This is a genomic window from Corallococcus llansteffanensis (assembly GCF_003612055.1).
In the GTDB taxonomy this organism is placed as follows: Bacteria; Myxococcota; Myxococcia; order Myxococcales; family Myxococcaceae; genus Corallococcus; species Corallococcus llansteffanensis.
Genome location: NZ_RAWB01000156.1, coordinates 1 through 17,670, shown reverse-complemented (window position 1 = coordinate 17,670; position 17,670 = coordinate 1). Strand labels below are relative to the sequence as shown.

The 17,670-nt window shown below is 69.3% G+C and carries 13 protein-coding genes; 8 read left to right on the top strand and 5 right to left on the bottom strand.

Going from position 1 to position 17,670, the window contains the following annotated elements:
- From D7V93_RS16760 to D7V93_RS16750, 3 genes are all read right to left on the bottom strand, one after another.
- Positions 1-643: HNH endonuclease family protein (locus D7V93_RS16760; RefSeq protein ID WP_120644377.1), on the bottom strand; the 643-nt coding region annotated here is incomplete at its 3' end.
- Complete coding sequence (locus D7V93_RS16755; RefSeq protein WP_120644376.1) at positions 640-2,583, bottom strand: AAA family ATPase; 1,944 nt, start codon at positions 2,581-2,583, stop codon at positions 640-642. The genes D7V93_RS16760 and D7V93_RS16755, both read right to left, overlap by 4 nt.
- 23 nt (positions 2,584-2,606) lie before the next feature.
- Positions 2,607-3,566 carry a DNA-methyltransferase gene (locus D7V93_RS16750; protein WP_158623765.1) on the bottom strand — a complete coding sequence of 320 codons (960 nt, stop codon included), beginning with the start codon at positions 3,564-3,566 and terminating at the stop codon, positions 2,607-2,609.
- 853 nt (positions 3,567-4,419) lie between these two features.
- On the opposite strand from D7V93_RS16750, the gene D7V93_RS16745 reads away from it, so the two are divergent.
- The 3 genes from D7V93_RS16745 to D7V93_RS16735 all read left to right on the top strand — a co-directional run bounded on the left by D7V93_RS16745 (position 4,420) and on the right by D7V93_RS16735 (position 8,515).
- The gene (locus D7V93_RS16745; protein WP_120644374.1) at positions 4,420-5,757 is read left to right on the top strand and encodes a hypothetical protein; all 1,338 of its coding nucleotides are present in this window, start codon (positions 4,420-4,422) and stop codon (positions 5,755-5,757) included.
- Positions 5,758-5,796: 39 nt separating this feature from the next.
- The gene (locus tag D7V93_RS16740; protein WP_120644373.1) at positions 5,797-7,209 is read left to right on the top strand and encodes a serine hydrolase domain-containing protein; all 1,413 of its coding nucleotides are present in this window, start codon (positions 5,797-5,799) and stop codon (positions 7,207-7,209) included.
- A gap of 133 nt (positions 7,210-7,342) precedes the next feature.
- Positions 7,343-8,515: a zinc-dependent alcohol dehydrogenase gene (locus D7V93_RS16735; RefSeq protein ID WP_120644372.1), complete on the top strand. Its 1,173-nt coding sequence runs from the start codon at positions 7,343-7,345 to the stop codon at positions 8,513-8,515.
- A gap of 40 nt (positions 8,516-8,555) precedes the next feature.
- Here D7V93_RS16735 and D7V93_RS16730 read toward each other — a convergent pair whose 3' ends face one another.
- Together D7V93_RS16730 and D7V93_RS16725 are read right to left on the bottom strand one after the other, a co-directional pair.
- Positions 8,556-9,425, bottom strand: coding sequence for a hypothetical protein (locus tag D7V93_RS16730; RefSeq protein ID WP_120644371.1), 870 nt, complete (start codon positions 9,423-9,425; stop codon positions 8,556-8,558).
- A 29-nt stretch (positions 9,426-9,454) separates the two neighbouring features.
- Positions 9,455-10,408, bottom strand: coding sequence for a GNAT family N-acetyltransferase (locus tag D7V93_RS16725; RefSeq protein WP_120644370.1), 954 nt, complete (start codon positions 10,406-10,408; stop codon positions 9,455-9,457).
- Between the two features lie 277 nt (positions 10,409-10,685).
- On the opposite strand from D7V93_RS16725, the gene D7V93_RS16720 reads away from it, so the two are divergent.
- The 5 genes from D7V93_RS16720 to D7V93_RS16700 form a co-directional block, all read left to right on the top strand.
- The gene (locus D7V93_RS16720) at positions 10,686-11,807 is read left to right on the top strand and encodes a polysaccharide export protein (RefSeq protein WP_120644369.1); all 1,122 of its coding nucleotides are present in this window, start codon (positions 10,686-10,688) and stop codon (positions 11,805-11,807) included.
- 38 nt (positions 11,808-11,845) lie between these two features.
- Positions 11,846-13,972 (top strand): polysaccharide biosynthesis tyrosine autokinase, encoded by a 2,127-nt coding sequence (locus tag D7V93_RS16715; protein WP_244237348.1) that lies wholly within the window; start codon positions 11,846-11,848, stop codon positions 13,970-13,972.
- 21 nt (positions 13,973-13,993) lie between these two features.
- Complete coding sequence (locus tag D7V93_RS16710) at positions 13,994-15,286, top strand: O-antigen ligase family protein (protein ID WP_120644367.1); 1,293 nt, start codon at positions 13,994-13,996, stop codon at positions 15,284-15,286.
- A 1-nt stretch (position 15,287) separates the two neighbouring features.
- Entirely contained in the window at positions 15,288-16,505 is a 1,218-nt protein-coding gene (locus tag D7V93_RS16705) for a glycosyltransferase family 4 protein (protein WP_120644366.1), read from the top strand.
- The coding region (locus D7V93_RS16700; protein ID WP_147451200.1) for a lipopolysaccharide biosynthesis protein at positions 16,502-17,670 on the top strand (1,169 nt) is incomplete at its 3' end. The genes D7V93_RS16705 and D7V93_RS16700, both read left to right, overlap by 4 nt.

Sequence of the window (17,670 nt, the reverse complement as noted above, 5' to 3'; positions counted from 1 at the left end):
GGGGAGGTGTGGGGGGGGAGTAGCTCATTACCCGCCGGATGACCTCCAGTTTCACGAGATTCTGCCGTTGCATCTCACCGGCAAGAAACGGGTTCTCGCCCGCGAGGTGGGCGAAGGTGATGTCACAGCGGCAATACGCCTGGATGAGCTCCAACCTGCTCCGGATACAGGTTGTCTCGTCATTCAGCTTGAGGGTGTTGCAAGTGAAGTCCACCTGCGTCTTGAGCGTGGCGTCCGCGTTACACAGCGGGCCAGGAACGACCTCGAGAGATGGGAATCGGATCGCGAAAGAACCTGCTGCAAGGGTGAACGGGTCAAGGATCGTCTTGGTGCCCTTGCGCGAGTTCAGCCGCGAGCACACCAGTCGATAGTTGCTCCAGTCATAGGCCAGCTGTGGATGCATCTTCTTGGGCTTGAAGTGCTCAACGTTGCGGTCCCCTGTCGTGCACTCGATCCGCTGGCAGCTGTACGCGCAGATCCTTCCATATGCCTGGTAGAGATCATCGAGCACCCGGGTCCAGTAGGCGCGGTTCTTCCACTCCTTGTCCGTTGGAGTGGGGGTCGTGGCCAGGAAATCCATCCCGGGTTGGGTGACCCGGGTATCGAAGTTCGCCGGAGGGGGGTGCGGGCTGACGGGGATCATTCGTTCACCCCGTGCTGCACAGCGAAGAAGCGCCATCTGGGCCAATAGACATCGTCTGAAGCCAGCACCCGCCGCAGTTCCTCATGAGCCTCACGAACGGTCTCGGCTGTTGGCGCGGGCTCACCCCGCTGAAGGGAATTGGCATGGCTGATGGCACGCTCCGCCTCACGAGACCGGGTTGAACTCAGCCCGAAGACGTCCGAAGTCAGCCACCTATCCACAGAGCCGTGCTTGTTGAACTCCATCCTCTCGAGGACAACGTGGCTCGGGTCCTCCTCATCGAGCTTGAGGTGATAAAGGCTGTCCTGCTGCTCATCAAAGAGTGGTTCTGCGGAAGCCATGACCAGCGGGGAGTGCGTCGCGAGGTGGATCTGCGGCGATACGCCGGAGGCCAACTTCGACACCGCGCTCATCAGGGCAGGGACGATGACGCGCTGCCACCGGGGGTGGAGGTGCGCTTCAATCTCGTCGACGATCAGAACCATCTGAGGCTCTGGTTTGCGCCGGGCGAGTTCGCTGTTCCTTTCATACTCACTCCACGACCAGACCATGATGTAGGAGAGCGCGAGCATGCGTTTGATACCGGCCGATGCATGGATGACAGGGACCTCCCCGTACGGCATGAGCAGCGTCGGGAACTCGCGTGAATCGAAAGGAAGCTGGCGCGGCTTCCCCGGGCGAAGGGGCTGATCTTCCGACGGGGAGAGCGCCTCGATACAGGCCATGAAGGCCCCGAATGCCCGCTGGTGGATGGGGCCACCCCTTTCCCATGCGAGCCAGTCATGGATCAGCCCATTGCAGAGCCAGCCCATTTGGCGCTGATAGGGATCGTTTCGGCGGAGTCCATCCCAGACCTCGTTGCCATGGAAGAAGAGCATGCCTGGGCGCCCCTCTTCTCCCGGAGGCCCTCCTCCGGTGGTCTCCTCCTTCTGCTGCCGGACCGGATCCCAAACAGCGAATGAACCATCAAAGCGCGCATAGATGACAACCCCAGGCAGGGCCTTACGCTTGGAACTGGGATTCCAGGTCCCTTTCTCCCAGGCATACTCGTAGTCAAGGTGGATGGGTGCACGGCCACTCGCGACGATGGTGCACTGAATATGGGGGTCGTCCCGCTCTGCTTCGGCCCTGGGCAACATGGGCTGGCCCTCCGGCCAGGTCCCGGTCAACGCCCACCAGATACACTCCAGAAGGAACGTCTTGCCCAGGCTGTTGTCGCCCGTGATGAGGTTGAGCCGCTCCTCCGCCTCGTACTCGAAGTGCTTGGCGAGCCCGACCTGGTCGATCTCCAGCGACTGCAGGGTCGCTCCTTCGGCGGGTGTCGAATTGGGTGGATCCCCGATGAGCATGAGTAATTCCTGCTCGGTGATAGGATCTCCGCGGAGCCACCCATCGGTTTCGGCCGGGAGTTCCAAATCGAACAGCGCGGCTATTTCCGGTTGGCGGATATTGTATTCATTGAAGAGGTGGTCCCGAACGTCGTTAGCGGTACTGCCTATCGGCCACTCCTTCTCCCGGAATAGCCAGACGGCCAGGTCGAAGGCTGGAACGGGCTGCTCCTTATCGAGCTTCTCCCGCAGTCGCTCGATGTAATCTTCCTGCCAGCCCCATTCCGACGAATTCCGTGGATGAATGAAGGCTTTTCCGAACGTATCGGTGGTGATCCGTTGGAGCGTCGTGCTGGCGTACCGGGGCTTGACCCAATGCTGCTCGCCTTTGGAGGTCTTGAACGGATTGTAGAAGCCTTCGTACCTCTGTGCCGGCTGGTAGTGCTTGAGCAGGATGCTGTCAGCGATCTGGCTGAAGATCGCCTGCGATGTTCTGCCCACGGGCAGGTCAATGCTCTTGAACGCCAGAAAGGACGTCCCGAAGAAGGTGTGCACCTTGCTCAATCGCTGAAGCGACCGCTTGACCTGTTCAATGGAGATGAAGGTGGACATGAGTCACCCCGCAATTCCAGGCGCTAGAGGGCATGGAGACTGTTCGCCATGTGCTCACAGAAGCGTCGGCTCAGGTCAATTCCCGTGACGGGCCTGCCCGACTGCACCGAGACTCGCAGCACCGTTCCACTGCCAGCGAAGGGGTCCAACACATGGCCTCCCTTGGCGCATCCGACGTCCAGACATTTCTGGACAAGCTTCTCGGGGAATGCCGCCGAATGAATGCCCTTGGAGCCCGTGGGGCGTTCCGAAATTGTCCAGATGTCCTCTTCGCCGCCCAGTGATTCTCGCGCGAAGTAATAGCGCGGGGACTTGCTGAACATGAAAAGCATCTCATAAGTCCGCCACGGCCGGTCCTTGGCGGTTGGCTCTGGCAGGCTTCCCGTTCTCCTCCAGATGATGGGGGAGCGAAGAATCCAGCCACGAGAGACCATCTCGAGCGCCACGCGCCATGGGATGCCGATGGCGGTCTTCCTGGGGACGCCGAGACCGCTGGCATCCACGGCCCGCAGGCCGAAGCGCCTCGCTCCGTTCTTCCGATCGGCACCTTTCGGCTCTCCCTTGGCGGAGTAGTAGGTGTCTCCCAGGTTGAGGAAGAGCAGACCATCCTGTCGGAGGACCCTGCGGACCTGATCCAGCACAGTGGCGATGGTGTCCACATAACCCTGGATCGTCGGCTCCATCCCGAGTTGGCCGGCCACTGCGTAGTCACGCTGCCAGTAGTAGGGGGGAGACGTCACCGCGCAGGCGAAATGGTTTTCGGGCAGGGTGGACAATGTCTCCAGGGCGTCTCCCTGACGCACTTCCCACGGAACGTCCCGCTGGGTCCGCCCCGTGAACGTACGCTGCCCGGCTGATGCCGAAGGCTCGATGGTGGCGTCGGGCTCCTGCTCGCCACCCTTGCCCGCTTTCCAATTGGCCGCTGCAGTGGGAGGCATGAACTCGAGCTGTAGGTCTTTCGGTTGCGAAATTGCACTGGACACGCCGCGCCGAACCTTGTGCCCGGGCTTGCAGTCGATGGGAAGGGGTCGGAGATTCCGCACCGAGGAACTCATTTCGAGGAGACACCAGACCCAGGATGTGGGTCACGGATGTAGGAGGGCCAGTAATGTAGCGCGGAGTGGAGAAGAGCGGCAGTTCTTCGCACGCCATGCCCACTTGGATGGCCGCCCGGGACGCACCGTGGGTGCTTCTGTGGGCTCGTCCCTCATTCACCCAGAGCATAGGAAAAGCTGGCTGCCCCAAACGGCCCAGGCCATGGCGTACCTGATGGGGTGCGGAACCTCGCGCGAAGCACAAGGCAGCGCGCGGGCCCTGCATCGGCTGCCCTACAGTCGCAGCGGCTTCGAGGACGTGTCGCATGCGGTGGGCATGCTGTACGACACGGAGCGTGCGCATGTGGAGTCCACCCTGGTGGAGGCCGTGGAGGTCCATGCGGAGGCGCACTCGGTCAGCCTCAGCTTGGACAGGGTGTCGCTGCCCATGGCGGAGGCGAAGCCGCGTCCCGTCGGCCGGCCGCGGCGTGACGCGCCCCTGCGTCCGGTGGGCGACGCACGGCCTGTTCACGAGGCGCCTTCGAGACATGGCCCGGGATTGAACTCGATCCAGGGACGTTCGCGTCCTGCTCCAACTGAACACCCTCTACCGCGCGGAGTTCGGCGCCGCGCTCCAGGCCGCCCTGGCGGCGCTCCCCGAACGTCAGCGCGCTGGGACTGAAAGGGATTGATGCCTTCGTCATGAGCGCCACGGGGGACGCGTATGCCTACAGCTACGGCCAGGAGCTCAACCGGCTGTACACCCTGAGCCCAGCCACCCCCGGGTGATACACTGCGCGGCATGAAGGACGCTTCCCGTCGCCCCCTGGGGTCCCTGCGCCACCGCCTCGCCGCCCTCTTCCTCGTGGGACTCACCGCGTGCGGCGGCTGCCGGATGACCGACGCCGAGCGCGCCGCGAAGGAGCGGGCGGAGATTGAACAGCGCATGCGCGACTCCGTCACGCTCGTGCCCTACCGCGCCTTCAAGCTCACCCTGCGCGCGAACGGCGAACCCGGGGCGCCGGAGGAGGTCGCCCAGCTCTGGACGGCGCTGGCCCAGACGCGCGCCCTGCCCGACGCCCCCATCACCGACGAGGCGACGCGCGCCGCGGCCCGCTCGTACCTGGACCTGGGCGTGGCCTTCTACAAGGCGCGCAAGACGCTCCAGACGCGCGACGAGGACGAGTTCCCGCTCTTGTGGTCCAAGTGGGCGCCCGGCACGCCCATGCCCCTGCCGGCCTACGACGAGGCCCAGGAGCACGCGCTGCTCGCCACCGTCTGGCTCGTGCTCGACAAGGCCGCGAAGGCCGGCCGCATCTCCTCCACGGAGCTCGCCTTCTACGAGCTGTCGCGCGCCACGCCGGGCCCCACGTGGCCCCCGGTCCTGCGCGCGGCGGTGCAGGCCAACCGGGGCCTTGCCTTCTGTCAGGCCGGCTACCACTACGCGGCCGAGGAGGAGCTCAACGCCTTCCTCGCCGAGACCGAACGCATGCCCCCCGAGGACTTCCCTGCCTTCGAGGCCAGCACCCCCGCGCAGTCTCGCGAGACGGTGCTCGCCGCCGGGTACTTCCTGCGCGCGTGGAACCGCATGGCCCTGAAGCGTGACCGCCCCGCGGAAGACGACATCGAGCGGGGCCTGCGCTCGCTCCAGACCCTGGGCGTGGAGAACGAGCTGACGTGGTGGGGCTGGGCCTTCATCCACTCGCGGCGCGGGCGCTACGAGGAGGCCGCGGCGTCGCTGGACCGGCTCGCGGCCAGCCCCTTCCTGGAGGAGACGGAGCGGCGCGAGGTGCACGACAGCGCGGAGGCCCTGCGCCACCACGGTGACAGCCTGCCGCTGTTCCAGCAGACGCGCGCGGCCCTGCTGCTGGGACGGGCGCTGCTCGCGCGCGCGGGCGGCCTGGAGCACGTGCTCACCGTGGCGCTCGGGCCCGAGCGCGCGAAGCAGCTCTACGCCCCACTCATCTGGATGGACCGCGTGCGCCAGGGCACCGCCGCGCTCACCCCGGAGCAGCTGGCCCAGGGCGCCGGCGAGACGCTCGACCTCGCCCGCGAGGCGGGCAGCAAGGGCTGGGACGCCCTCAAGCAACGCCTGGGCAATGGCACGCAGGAGACGACGACGCAGACCGGCCCTCCGTGACGCGCGTCGAAAGGGACTGACTGGAATACAGTCCCTCCCATGCGCCTTCCCTCTCAATCACTCGCATGGGTCGTGGTCCTGCTGTGGGGCCTGTTCGCGGCACTTCCCGCCGCCGCGCAGGCTCCGCTGCGTGGAAGGCTTGACGCCTTCGTGCGCGCGGAGCTGGCCCGCCAGAAGGTGCCCGGCGTCGCCGTGGGCGTGGTGAGCCATGGGAAGGTCGTGCTCGCGAAGGGCTACGGCTTCGCCAACCTGGAGCACCAGGTCCCCGTCACCCCCGACACGCTCTTCCAGTCCGGCTCCGTGGGAAAGCAGTTCACCACGATGGCGGTGATGCTCCAGGTGGAGGCCGGCAAGCTGTCCCTGGCCGACAAGGTGACGAAGTTCTTCCCGGACGCGCCCGCCGCCTGGAGCGACATCACGGTGCGCCACCTGCTCACGCACACCTCCGGCATCGCCGACCTGGAGGGCCTGTTCGACTACCGCAAGGACTACACGGATGCGGAGCTCGCGCGCTTCGCCTACACGTTCCCGCTCGACTTCCCCGTGGGCACGCGCTGGAGCTACAGCAACACCGGCTACGTGCTGCTGGGCATCATCGTCAACCGCGTCACGGGCACCTTCTACGGCGACGTCCTCGCGGAGCGGGTGTTCAAGCCCGCCGGCATGAAGACCGCGCGCGGCATCAGCGAGGCGGATGTCATCCCGCACCGCGCCGCCGGCTACCGTCAGGTCGACGGGGTGGTGAAGAACCAGGAGTGGGTGTCGCCCTCGCTCAACACCACCGCGGACGGCTCGCTCTACTTCTCCCTGAAGGACCTGCTGGCCTGGGACGCCGCCGTGCAGCGGCGCGCCCTCCTCACCCCGGAGAGCTGGCAGGAGATCCTCACGCCCGGGAAGCTCCAGAGCGGCGCCTCCGTCCCCTACGGCTTCGGGTGGCAGATCGACGAGCGTGGGGGCAAGCCGCTCCACCATCACGGGGGACAGTGGCAGGGCTTCACGACGAACTTCTCGCGCTACGTCGGGGACTCGCTCTCCATCATCGTGCTGGCCAACGCGGACTTCGCGCAGCCCGGGCGCTTCGCGGACGGCCTCGCCGCGCTCGTCAACCCCGCCCTCGCCGAGCCGCCTCTCGCACCCATCGAGGACCGCGAGCCCCAGGTGACCGCTCGGCTCAAGGCCCTGCTGGAGCAGGCCCGGAGCGGGACGCTCTCCCCAGCCGACTTCGCGTACTTCAAGCCAAGCTCCTTCCCGGAGCGCGCGAAGCGCTATCAGCAGACCCTGGCGTCCCTGGGCCCCGCGGGGCCGCTGGTGCTGGCCCAGCGGCGCACCGTGGGGGATGACCGCGTCTATACGTACCTGGTGGCGTTCGGCCCCCGGACCGCCCGCTTCACCGTGGCGCTCGCCCCGGACGACCGGGTGACGATGTTGGGCCTGCGACCGCACGGGCCCTGAGCACGCCGCCCGGCCGGGCCCCAGAAGACCGGTCAGGCAGGCAGGCCAGGGGAGCCGTGCCTTGGCCACCTTGTGGATGCGACCCAGCTTTCAAGAAAGCCCTTCCATCCTTCAACAAGGAGCAGCGCGCTCGATGAAAGCCATCTGCTGGCACGGCCACGGTGACGTCCGCTACGAAACGGCCCCGGATCCCAAGATTGAAGACCCTCGGGACGCCATCATCCGCGTCACCCGCACCGCCATCTGTGGCTCGGACCTGCACCTGCTGGACGGCTACATGCCGACCATGAAGAGCGGGGACGTGCTCGGCCATGAGTTCATGGGCGAAGTGGTGGAGACCGGCGCGAGCGTCACGAAGCTCAAGAAGGGGGACCGGGTCATCGTCCCCTTCAACATCGCGTGCGGCGAGTGCTTCTTCTGCAAGAAGACGCTGTTCTCCCTGTGCGACCGCTCCAACCGCAACGCGGAGCTCGCCGCGAAGGTGATGGGCTATTCGCCCTCCGGCCTCTTCGGCTACTCGCACATGCTGGGCGGCTTCCCCGGAGGCCAGGCCGAGTACGTGCGCGTGCCCTACGCGGACGTAGGTCCCCTCAAGATTCCGGAGGGCCTCACCGAGGACCAGGTGCTCTTCCTCACGGACATCTTCCCCACCGGCTACATGGCGGCGGAGAACTGCGAGATGGAGAAGGGCGACACCGTGGCGGTGTGGGGCTGCGGCCCCGTGGGCCAGTTCGCCATCCAGAGCGCGTGGATGTTCGGCGCGGGGCGCGTCATCGCCATCGACCACGTGCCCGAGCGGCTGGAATTGGCGCGCTCCTGGGGCAAGGCGGAGACCATCGACTTCACGAAGCAGGATGTCTACGACACCCTGAATGAGCTGACGAAGGGCCGGGGCCCGGACCGCTGCATCGACTCCGTGGGCGCCGAGGCCCACGGCACCGGCAGCCTGGATGCCGTCATCGACAAGGCGAAGGCGGCGGTGAAGCTCGCGACGGACCGGCCGCACGCGCTGCGCCAGGCCATCCACTGCTGCCGCAAGGGTGGGACCCTCTCCGTCCCGGGCGTCTACATCGGCTTCCTGGACAAGATCCCCTTCGGCTCCTTCGTCAACAAGGGCCTGACGATGAAGACGGGGCAGACGCACACGCACCGCTACACCCGTCCCCTGCTGGAGAAGATCCAGTCGGGCGCCATCGACCCGACGCGGCTCATCACCCACCGCGCGAAGCTGTCGGACGCCCCCGCGCTCTACAAGAAGTTCCGCGACAAGGAAGACGGCTGCATCAAGGTCGTGATGTCGCCGTAGCACGGGCACGCCCCGCGGGCGGGCCCGTGCGCGGGCCCGCTCACTCCTTGCCCGTCAGCCGGTAGTACGCATGGGGACGGCGCCAGCGGATGAGGGCCTGCGCCACCGGGTTCATCCCCCATTTGATGGGGATGGAGTCCACGACGTAGCCCATGTCGTCCTTGAACTGCACCAGCTCCGGCACCTCGCGCGCGTGGAGCCCGTTCACCAGCGTGGTGACGCCCTTGAGCCGGCGGCAGAGCTGCGCGAACGCGTAGTTCATCCCGGTGGAGATGTTGGTCGGCAGCGCCCACGAGGCGTAGTAAGCGTTGATGCCATACGCGACGCCGTCCACCACGTAGCCGTCCGCATAGCCGCCGAGCTTGCCGTCAATCAACCCGGCGAGCACACACCAGTGGTCGCTGATGAAGTACTTCCGCACGTCCTTGAGGTACTCATCCAGCGTGGGCGGCTGCTTGTGTTGCGTCCTCGCCAGGGCCTCCCGCACGACCCCGTAGCCCTGCTCCAGCAGGAGCGCAGGCCCGGTGAGCTGGACGATGCGCACCAGTCGCTGCGCCTTGCGCAGCTTGTTGCGCCGGTTCGAGGTCAGCCGGTCCATGTCGTAGGTGTCCAGGTCCTTCAGTCGCACCACGGGCAACATGCCGTTGGCGGCGCTCGCTGTCTCCGGCGTCAGCGCCGCCCGGTAACCCCAGGCGAGAAGCGTGGGAGGGGTGGCCTCCTCCGGCGTCAGCCGGGCCAGCATGTGAATGGGCTGGAAGAAGCCGGGAGCGCCCAGCTGCGTCCAGTAGCGCCCCCGGTGGGAGATGACGCGAGCGCCCTCTTCGCGCTGACGCTCGGCGAATTCACGTTCCGTGAGACAGGTGAAGTGGGCCTCCGTGGCGTCACGGAGCTGGGGGAGCGACAGGAGCATGGGCGTCCTTCTGTGGGAGACGGGTGGCGTCAGGAAGCCTGCGCGCGATAGGCGGGGAAGCGGCCCGGGGCCGCCTGGCCCCGGGACAGCGCCGCGTACGCCTGGGGGTCGCAGATGAGCTCGTGCGCGCAGAGGCGGGCGGTCGCGTTGGCGAAGCCCCGCTTGAACCGCTCGAGGTCATCTCCAGGCTGGAGCCCGCCGCCCAGGTTGATGGGGGCCTGCAGCTTCGCGGAGAGCTCCACCAGCACCGGCAGCTCGTTCTTCGCCGGCGCGTGCGCCGCGTACGCGTCCGCCGTGCCCCCGACGAGGGTGTGAAGGTAGCCGTCGCTGAGGACGACGAGCGAGGCGGAGGCGACGGCGCCATCCGGCGCGCGCGCGCCCACCAGCCAGGCGAAGCCACAGGTGAACACCTCCTCGAACCAGGCGTCCGTGAAGGAGGGCCGGGTCCCCGTCAGGTCGCGGGCCAGCGGCCGCCGCGAGAGTTGCTTGAGCGCCTCACGCTGTTCAGGCGGGGCCTGCCTCACGGGGAGGCACGTGCCGACGTAGCCCAGCCGGGTGTTGCGGCGGATGTCCGCGATGTGGTCGTCGCGGAACCGCACGGGCCGACCGCTGTCGAGGACGCACACCTCGCTCACGGGCCTTCCACCCGCGAAGCAGGACGGCCCGCCCACGCGGTCGCTCACGAGGATGCTGACCAGCTCCGTGCCCCGCCAGTCGATGGCTTCGGGTGGCACCTCGCTCAGCCCGTTCAGCTCCGCGCCGGGGAACCCGTACGGGGACACCGCGTCCCGGTGCCGCGTCCCTTCAATGGGCCGCACGATGAGCGGCACCCGCAGCGCCCGCCCCTCCCCGTCCTCGACGATGAGGCTGTGCGTCACCCCTTCCGCGCGCAGGTGCTGCTCCGAACGGAAGTAGTCCGCGGAGCAGGCCCGCTGTCCCCCGTCAGGGACGAGGACGGCTCTCCACCGGATCGTTGGCGTCATGTCGGGTCCCCCCGTGAGTGGAGCGCGACGGGCCGGCCCGCGAAGACGCGAGCCGCCTGGTCGCCCCCTTGCGACAGCGACAGGTTATGGGCTCGATTCACGGCCCCGTCACCGCCCCCTTGAGTGCAGCGGTGATGTCGTGATTCCTGCGGAGCGGCCTTCCCAGCCCTCCAGGGCAGGGCATGTGTTGTCTCGCCTCCGGGCGCTAACGCCTTCCGGACACCTGGGCAGCGGATGGGTTTACGCGTGCCTGGCAAGGCCCGAAGAATCCCTCTCAATGAAGCACGCCCTGTTGACGGTCCTGGTGTCATGCATGAGCGCATGCGCCTGGGGCCCTGGAATGCACATGGACGAGGACGCCTTCCGGGAGCGGTATGCCGGAAAGGCAGACGCGGGCGCCGACGGCGCCTTCGACATCGTCCCCATCGACGCGGCCCTCCTGGGGCGGCAGCAGGAGGCCCGGCGGCAGGCGCGCCCCGCCCCCCTGGTGGATCCGCTGGCGCAGCTCGCCGCGGACTACGACTACCGGGTGACGGCGCATGACGTGCTGAGCGTCATCGTCTGGGACCACCCGGAGCTCACCATCCCCGCGGGCGAGTTCCGCTCGCCGGAGGCCACCGGCCACCCGGTGGCGGCGGACGGGACGATGTTCTACCCCCACGTGGGCATCCTCCCCGTCGCGGGCAAGACCCTGCGCGACATCCGCGAGTTGCTCACGCAGCGGCTGTCCACCGTCATCGAGCGGCCCCAGCTGGACGTGCGCGTGGTGGGCTTCCGGGGGCAGAAGGTCCAGGTGACGGGCGAGGTGGTGGCGCCCGGCACCCTGCCCATCACCGACGTCCCCCTGCGCGTGCAGGACGCCATCAGCCAGGCGCGGGGCTTCACCCAGGAGGCGGACCTGCGCACCGTCACGCTCAACCGGGCGGGCGCCACCTTCACGCTCGACCTGCAGGCCCTCTACGAACAGGGAGACGTGAGCCAGAACTGGCTGCTGCGGGACGGGGACATCCTCAACGTCGCGGACCGCACCCGCAACAAGGTCTTCGTGCTGGGCGAGGTCCGCAAGCCCACCTCCCGCATCATGGTGAAGGGGCGGATGACGCTCGCGGAGGCCATTGGCGACAGCGAGGGCTTCGACCCGCTCACCTCCAATCCGGAGCGCGTCTATGTCATCCGCGGCAGCTTCGAAAAGCCATCCATCTTCAAGCTTGACGCGAAATCCCCGGACGCGCTGCTCCTCGCGGCCCAGTTCCAATTACAACCCCACGACGTTGTCTTCGTCTCCGCGCACGACTTGACACGCTGGAATCGCATCATCGAGCAGATCCAGCCAACAGTGCAGCTGCTCTGGCAGGCAGTGGATATCGGGGAAAGAACCATCATCATCAACAACCCATGACGCCCACTTCCCCCGGCCCACAGGATGATGAATTGGGATTGAGCGGACACCTGGGCGTCCTGCTCGAGCGCCGCAGGTCCATCGCCGCGACGGTCGCGCTCACGCTCGCCCTGGGCGGGCTGTACCTGGTCACCACCCCACCGGTGTATCGCGCGAGCGCGGTGCTACAAATCGAGCAGAAGGGCAGCAGCCTGGGCCAGCTGGGCGAGCTGCTCTCGGACGCGCCGAGCCTCGCGGCGACAGAGATCGAGGTCCTCGGGTCGCGGGCGCTGCTGGGCCGCGTGGTGGACGGGCTGCGGCTGGATGTGTCCGCCACGCCCGTGTACTTCCCGGTGCTGGGCGCGGCGATGGCCCGCGCGCATGAGGGGCCGGAGCTCGCGGCCGTGCCCTGGTGGGGCCAGGCGTCCCAGGCCTGGGGCGGCGAGCGCATCCGGGTGGAGCGGCTGAACGTGCCGCCGGAGCTGGAGGACATTCCGCTCACGCTCGTGGCGGAGGCGTCCGGCGCGTACACGCTGCAGGACCCCGAGGCGGGCGTGCTGCTGCGTGGCGAGGCGGGCACCGCCGCCACCACGGCGCCGGGCTCCGCGCCGGAGGTGGAGCTGCTCGTCACGGAGCTGCACGCCCGGCCGGGGACGCGCTTCCTGCTCCTGCGGCGCTCGCGGCTCGCGGTGGTGGAGTCGCTCCAGCGCTCGCTGCGCATGAGCGAGAAGGGCCCCGGCACCGGCGTCCTCACCATGGCCCTGGAGGGGCAGGACGCGGCGGTGGCGACCGCGACGCTCCAGGCGATCGCGGAGGCGTATGTCTTGAGCAACGTCGAGCGCCGCAGCGAGGAGGCCGGGCGGACGCTGAGCTTCCTCGACAGCCAGTTGCCGGGCCTGCGCCAGGGGCTGGAGCGCGCGGAGACGGCGCTGCGCGACTACCGCACGGGCAAGGGCGGCGCGGACCTGGGGATGGAGGCCCAGGCCATCGTGAGCCGGAGCGCGGACCTGGAGAAGGCCATCTCCGAACTGTCCCTGGAGCGCTCGGAGCTGCGGCAGCGCTTCACCGAACACCACCCGCTCATCATCGCCACCGGCAACAAGCTGGCGCGCCTGCGCACGGAGCGCGCCCTGCTCGCCACCCAGCTCAAGGGCATGCCGAACGCGGAGCTGGTGTCCGCCCAGCTCACGCGCGACGTGACGGTCGCCAACGAGCTGTACCTCCAGCTCCAGAACAAGGCCCAGGAGTACCGGGTGCTCAAGTCGAGCACCATCACCAACGCGCGCATCATCGACGCGCCGGTGGTGCCGCGCGACCCGGTGCGCCCCGCGAAGCCGGACGTGTTCGCGGTCAGCCTCGCGCTGGGGCTGGTGCTGGGCATCGCGCTCGCCTTCACGCGCCAGGCGCTCCACCACGGCGTGTCGAACCCCGCCGCCCTGGAGGCCGCGCTCGCGGTGCCCGTCTTCGCGAGCCTTCCCCTGGGCCCTGGCCGCGCCAGCGACCCGCCCACCCTCCTCGCGCGCACCTGTCCCCGCGACCCGACCACGGAGAGCGTGCGCGGCCTGCGGACCCGGCTCCAGTTCGCGCTGAAGGACGCGCCCGGCAACGTCGTGGCCCTCACGGGGACGAGCCCCGGCGTGGGGACGTCCTTCGTCGCCCTCAACCTCGCGTGGGTGCTGGCGGAGTCCGGCCGGCGCGTCCTGCTGGTGGACGCGAACCTGCGCGGAGGCTGGCTCCACCGCTGCTTCCAGGACGCGCGCTCCCCCGGCCTGTCTGAAGTGCTGCGCGGCACCATCTCCCTGGAGCAGGCCGTGCTGGCGGAGGCCGGGCCCCGGCTGTCGTTCCTGGGCGCGGGCGAGCTGCCGCCCGACCCCGCGGAGCTCCTGTCCCAGCCCCGGCTCGCCGCGCTCGTGACGCACCTGTCCGCCCGCTACGAGCTGGTCCTCTTCGACACGCCGTCCATCCTCGCGGTGACGGACGCGGCGCTCGTGGGCCGGCACGCGAGCGTGGGGCTCGCGGTGGTGCGGGCCGGCGCCCACCCGCTGCGGGAGGTGGCGTCCGCGCTGCACCAGTTGCAACAGAACGGCGTCCCCGTGCGGGGCGTCGTCCTCAACGGCGTGCCGCGCTCCCGGACGGGCCGCGCGGTGAGCGGCATCTACCAGTACGAATACCCGGCCGTGAGCTGAAGCCCTCTGGAGAGCCGCCCCGTGAGATGGATCCGACGCACAGGCCTGGGCTTCATCGCGGCGCTCTACGTGCTCGCGGGCCGCTGGGGCTTCCACCGGCTGGCCGAAGCGGTGCCGGAGACCAACGCGTTCCTGGAGCTGCGGCTGTGGATCGTCATGGGCGGCGGGGTGCTGGCGTCCCTGGGGCTGCTGCACCGCGCGTGGCGCGAGGCGCGGCCGGGCGAGGCGCGCTTCGACGGGCCGCTCATCACCGCGCTCCTGGGGTTCTTCGGCTACCTGTGCGCCAGCGCCTCCTGGTCCCCGGACGCGACGTTCGCGCTGTCGAAGCTCTACGACCTCACGCTCGTGCTGGTGATGAGCGTGGGCTTCGGGCTCGCCGCGCTCCGGCAGCCCGCGCCCCGCGTCCTGGACGCGTTCTGGACCATCATCGTCGCGGCCACCGCGCTGCTCGCGCTCACCGGCGTGCGCCAGCTCCTGTCGGGCGGCGGCGGCGCGCGGCTGGCGGTGATGGGCGGCGGGCCCAACATCTTCGCGCGGCTCATGGGCCTGCTCGCGCTGGGCGCCCTGTACTTCTGGACGTGGCGGGGCCAGGCGTGGCTGTGGATCCCCGTGGCGGCCACCGGCGTCATCCTCGCGCTGCTCACGGGCTCACGGGGCGGCACCGCGGCCATCCTCGCGGGCGTCACCACCTGCCTCGTGGTGGCGCGCGTGCCGCTGCGCCGGCTGCTGCTCCTGGTGCTGCTCGCCACGGTGGCCGCGGGGGGCGTGATGGCGTCCCCGCTGGGCGAGCCGCTGCGCCGCTCCGTGGAGGAGCGCTTCCTGCGCCTGACCCTGAACTACGACGGCGGCGGCGGCGGCGGCCGCGGCCGTGGTGGCGGTGGCGACGGCGAGGTGTACCTGTCCGGGCGCGAGGTGCTCTACGCGGCCGCCATCCAGCTGGGACGCGACCACCCGGTGGCGGGCGGGGGGCTCGCCGCGTTCCCCGCGCTGCGCCTGGGCGTGTACCCGCACAACCTCTTCCTGGAGCTCTTCTGTGAGACGGGCGCCGTGGGCCTGCTGCTCTTCGCGGGCGTGCTGCTCACCTTCACCCGCTCCGCGCTGAAGCGGCGCCAGGGACTGGACGGCGCGACGGTGGGCGCGGCGGTGCTGGTGTTCCTGGGCAGCCAGTCCAGCGGCGACCTCTACGACACCCGCGCCCTCTTCCTCTTGATGGTGATGGCCACCTGCACCGCGGTCCCGGGCAGGTCCACCGCCCAGGCCCGCCTCCCCGCTTCTCCACCGCTTCCCCAACCCGCGTTCACCGGAGCGACCTGAGATGAAGATCGTCTACCTGCACCAGTACTTCAACACGCCCACCATGCACGGCGGCACCCGCTCCTACGAGCTTGCCCGCCGCCTGGTCGGGATGGGGCACGAGGTCCACATGGTGACCTCCGACGCGCAGCCCAAGAACAAGGCCCGCGGCTGGCGCGAGACGAACGAGGCCGGCATCCAGGTGCACTGGCTGCCGGTGCCCTACAACAACGCCATGAGCTACCCGGACCGCATCCGCGCCTTCAGCCACTTCGCGGTCAACTCCACGCACCGCGCGGCGCAGCTGTCCGGCGACGTGTTCTTCGCCACCAGCACGCCCCTCACCATCGCGGTGCCGGGCATCTTCGCCTCGCGCTGGAACAAGCGGCCCATGGTGTTCGAGGTGCGCGACCTCTGGCCCGCCATCCCCATCGCCGTGGGCGCCCTCAAGAGCCGCTCCGCCATCCTGGCCGCGCAGCTGCTGGAGAAGGCCGCCTACGCGGGGGCGGCGCACATCATCGCGCTGTCGCCGGGCATGAAGGCCGGCGTGGAGGCGGCGGGCGTGTCGCCGGAGAAGATCACCGTCATCCCCAACCTCTGCGACCCGGAGCGCTTCCAGGTGCCCCGCTCCGCGGGCGAGGCGTTCCGCGCGAAGTACGCCTGGCTCCAGGACCGCCCCCTGGTGCTGTACGCGGGCACGCTGGGGCTGGTGAACGGGGTGGACTACCTGGTGCGGGTGGCCGCGGACATGCTGAAGCGGGATCCGGAGGTGCGCTTCGTCATCATGGGCCAGGGCCGCGAGGAGACCTCCCTGCACGCGCTCGCGGAGAGGCTGGGCGTGCGCGACCGCAACCTCTTCTTCCTGCCCAGCGTGCCCAAGGCGCAGGTGCCCGCGGTGCTGAGCGCGGCCACGCTGGCCACGTCCCTCTTCACCGACGTGGAGGGCATGCAGGACAACTCCGCCAACAAGTTCTTCGACGCGCTCGCCGCGGGCCGGCCGCTCGCGATCAACTACGGCGGCTGGCAGGCGGAGCTGCTGGACCGGGAGCCCTTCGGCCTGCGCCTGCCGCCCAAGGACATCCCCGCCGCGGCGGCGCTGCTGGCGCGCAGGCTGCGCGACCCGAAGTGGCTCGCGGAAGCCGGGGCGCTCGCGGCGCGCCTGGGCCGCGAGCGCTACTCCGCGGACATCGCCGCGAAGCGGCTCTCGGAGGTGTTGGAGCGCGCGGCGGCGCGGTCGTGACACCCCGCTCGGTGGGGAGCAACTTCGCGTGGACGCTCTCCGCCGGGCTCGGGTACGCGCTCGCGCAGTGGGGCGTGATGGTGGTCTTCGCCCGGCTGGGCACCATGGAGGAGCTGGGGGAGTTCGCGCTCGCCCTGGCCATCACCGCGCCGGTGCTGCTGCTGGCGCGCATGCAGCTGCGCACGCTCCAGGCCACCGACGCCCGGGGCGAGCATGGCTTCGAGCACTACCTGGGCCTGATGGTGCTCAACGTGCTCGTCGCCGTGGCGGTGTGCTGCGCCATCGCGGCGTACGTGGCGTCCTCGCCGCGCGAGCTGGCCGTCATCGTGCTGGTGGCGGTGGCCAAGGGCTTCGAGGCCGTGAGCGAGGTCTTCTACGGCGCCTTGCAGCGGGCGGAGCGGATGGCGCTCATCGCCCGCTCCATCCTCGCCAAGAGCGTGCTGTCGGTGGTGGCCGTGACGTTCGCGCTCTGGCTCACGCACAGCCCCATCGCCGGTGCGGCCGCGCTGGGGCTGTCCTGGGCCGTGGTGCTCTTGCTCTTCGACGCGCAGGCGTTCCGGCGCGAGTTCCCCGGCACGTACCCCTGGCGCCCCCTGTGGCGCACGCCGTGGCGCGAGCAGGGCGGCCCCCTCAAGTCCCTGCTGGGGCTGGGCTACGTGCTGGGCATCACCGCGCTGCTGGGGTCGCTGCGGCCCAACGTCCCCCGCTACCTGCTGGAGGCGCACTCCGGTCAGGCGGAGCTGGGCATGTACGCCGCGCTCGCGTACTTCACCGCGCTGGGAGGCCGGGTCGTGAACGCGATGGGGACCGCCGTGAGCCCCCGGCTCGGGCGCTACCACGTGGCCGGCGAAAGGCGGCGCTTCGGCCGGGCGCTCGCGGCCTTCGTGGGGGGCGCGGCGCTGGTGGGCGTGTGCGCCATCGCCTGCGCGGCGCTCTTGGGGCAATGGGCGCTGACGCTCTTCTACGGGGCCGCGTACGCGCAGAACCTGGAGCTGTTCGTCTGGCTGATGGGGGCCGCGGCGCTGGAGTACGTCTGCGTGAGCCTCCAGGTGGGGCTCACCGCGGCGCGCGAATTGGGCGGGCAGGTGATGCTGCTCATCGTCTCCGTGGGCGTGGTGACGCTGGCCAGCCTCGCGTGGGTGCCCACGGTGGGGCCGGTGGGGGC

What these genes read in the sequence shown, in the direction of transcription:
- D7V93_RS16735 (WP_120644372.1), top strand. Translation starts at nt 7,343, where the DNA reads ATGAAAGCCATCTGCTGGCACGGCCACGGTGACGTCCGCTACGAAACG.
- D7V93_RS16720 (WP_120644369.1), top strand. Translation starts at nt 10,686, where the DNA reads ATGAAGCACGCCCTGTTGACGGTCCTGGTGTCATGCATGAGCGCATGC.
- D7V93_RS16705 (WP_120644366.1), top strand. Translation starts at nt 15,288, where the DNA reads ATGAAGATCGTCTACCTGCACCAGTACTTCAACACGCCCACCATGCAC.
- D7V93_RS16740 (WP_120644373.1), top strand. Translation starts at nt 5,797, where the DNA reads ATGCGCCTTCCCTCTCAATCACTCGCATGGGTCGTGGTCCTGCTGTGG.
- D7V93_RS16745 (WP_120644374.1), top strand. Translation starts at nt 4,420, where the DNA reads ATGAAGGACGCTTCCCGTCGCCCCCTGGGGTCCCTGCGCCACCGCCTC.
- D7V93_RS16730 (WP_120644371.1), bottom strand. Translation starts at nt 9,425, where the DNA reads ATGCTCCTGTCGCTCCCCCAGCTCCGTGACGCCACGGAGGCCCACTTC.
- D7V93_RS16725 (WP_120644370.1), bottom strand. Translation starts at nt 10,408, where the DNA reads ATGACGCCAACGATCCGGTGGAGAGCCGTCCTCGTCCCTGACGGGGGA.
- D7V93_RS16755 (WP_120644376.1), bottom strand. Translation starts at nt 2,583, where the DNA reads ATGTCCACCTTCATCTCCATTGAACAGGTCAAGCGGTCGCTTCAGCGA.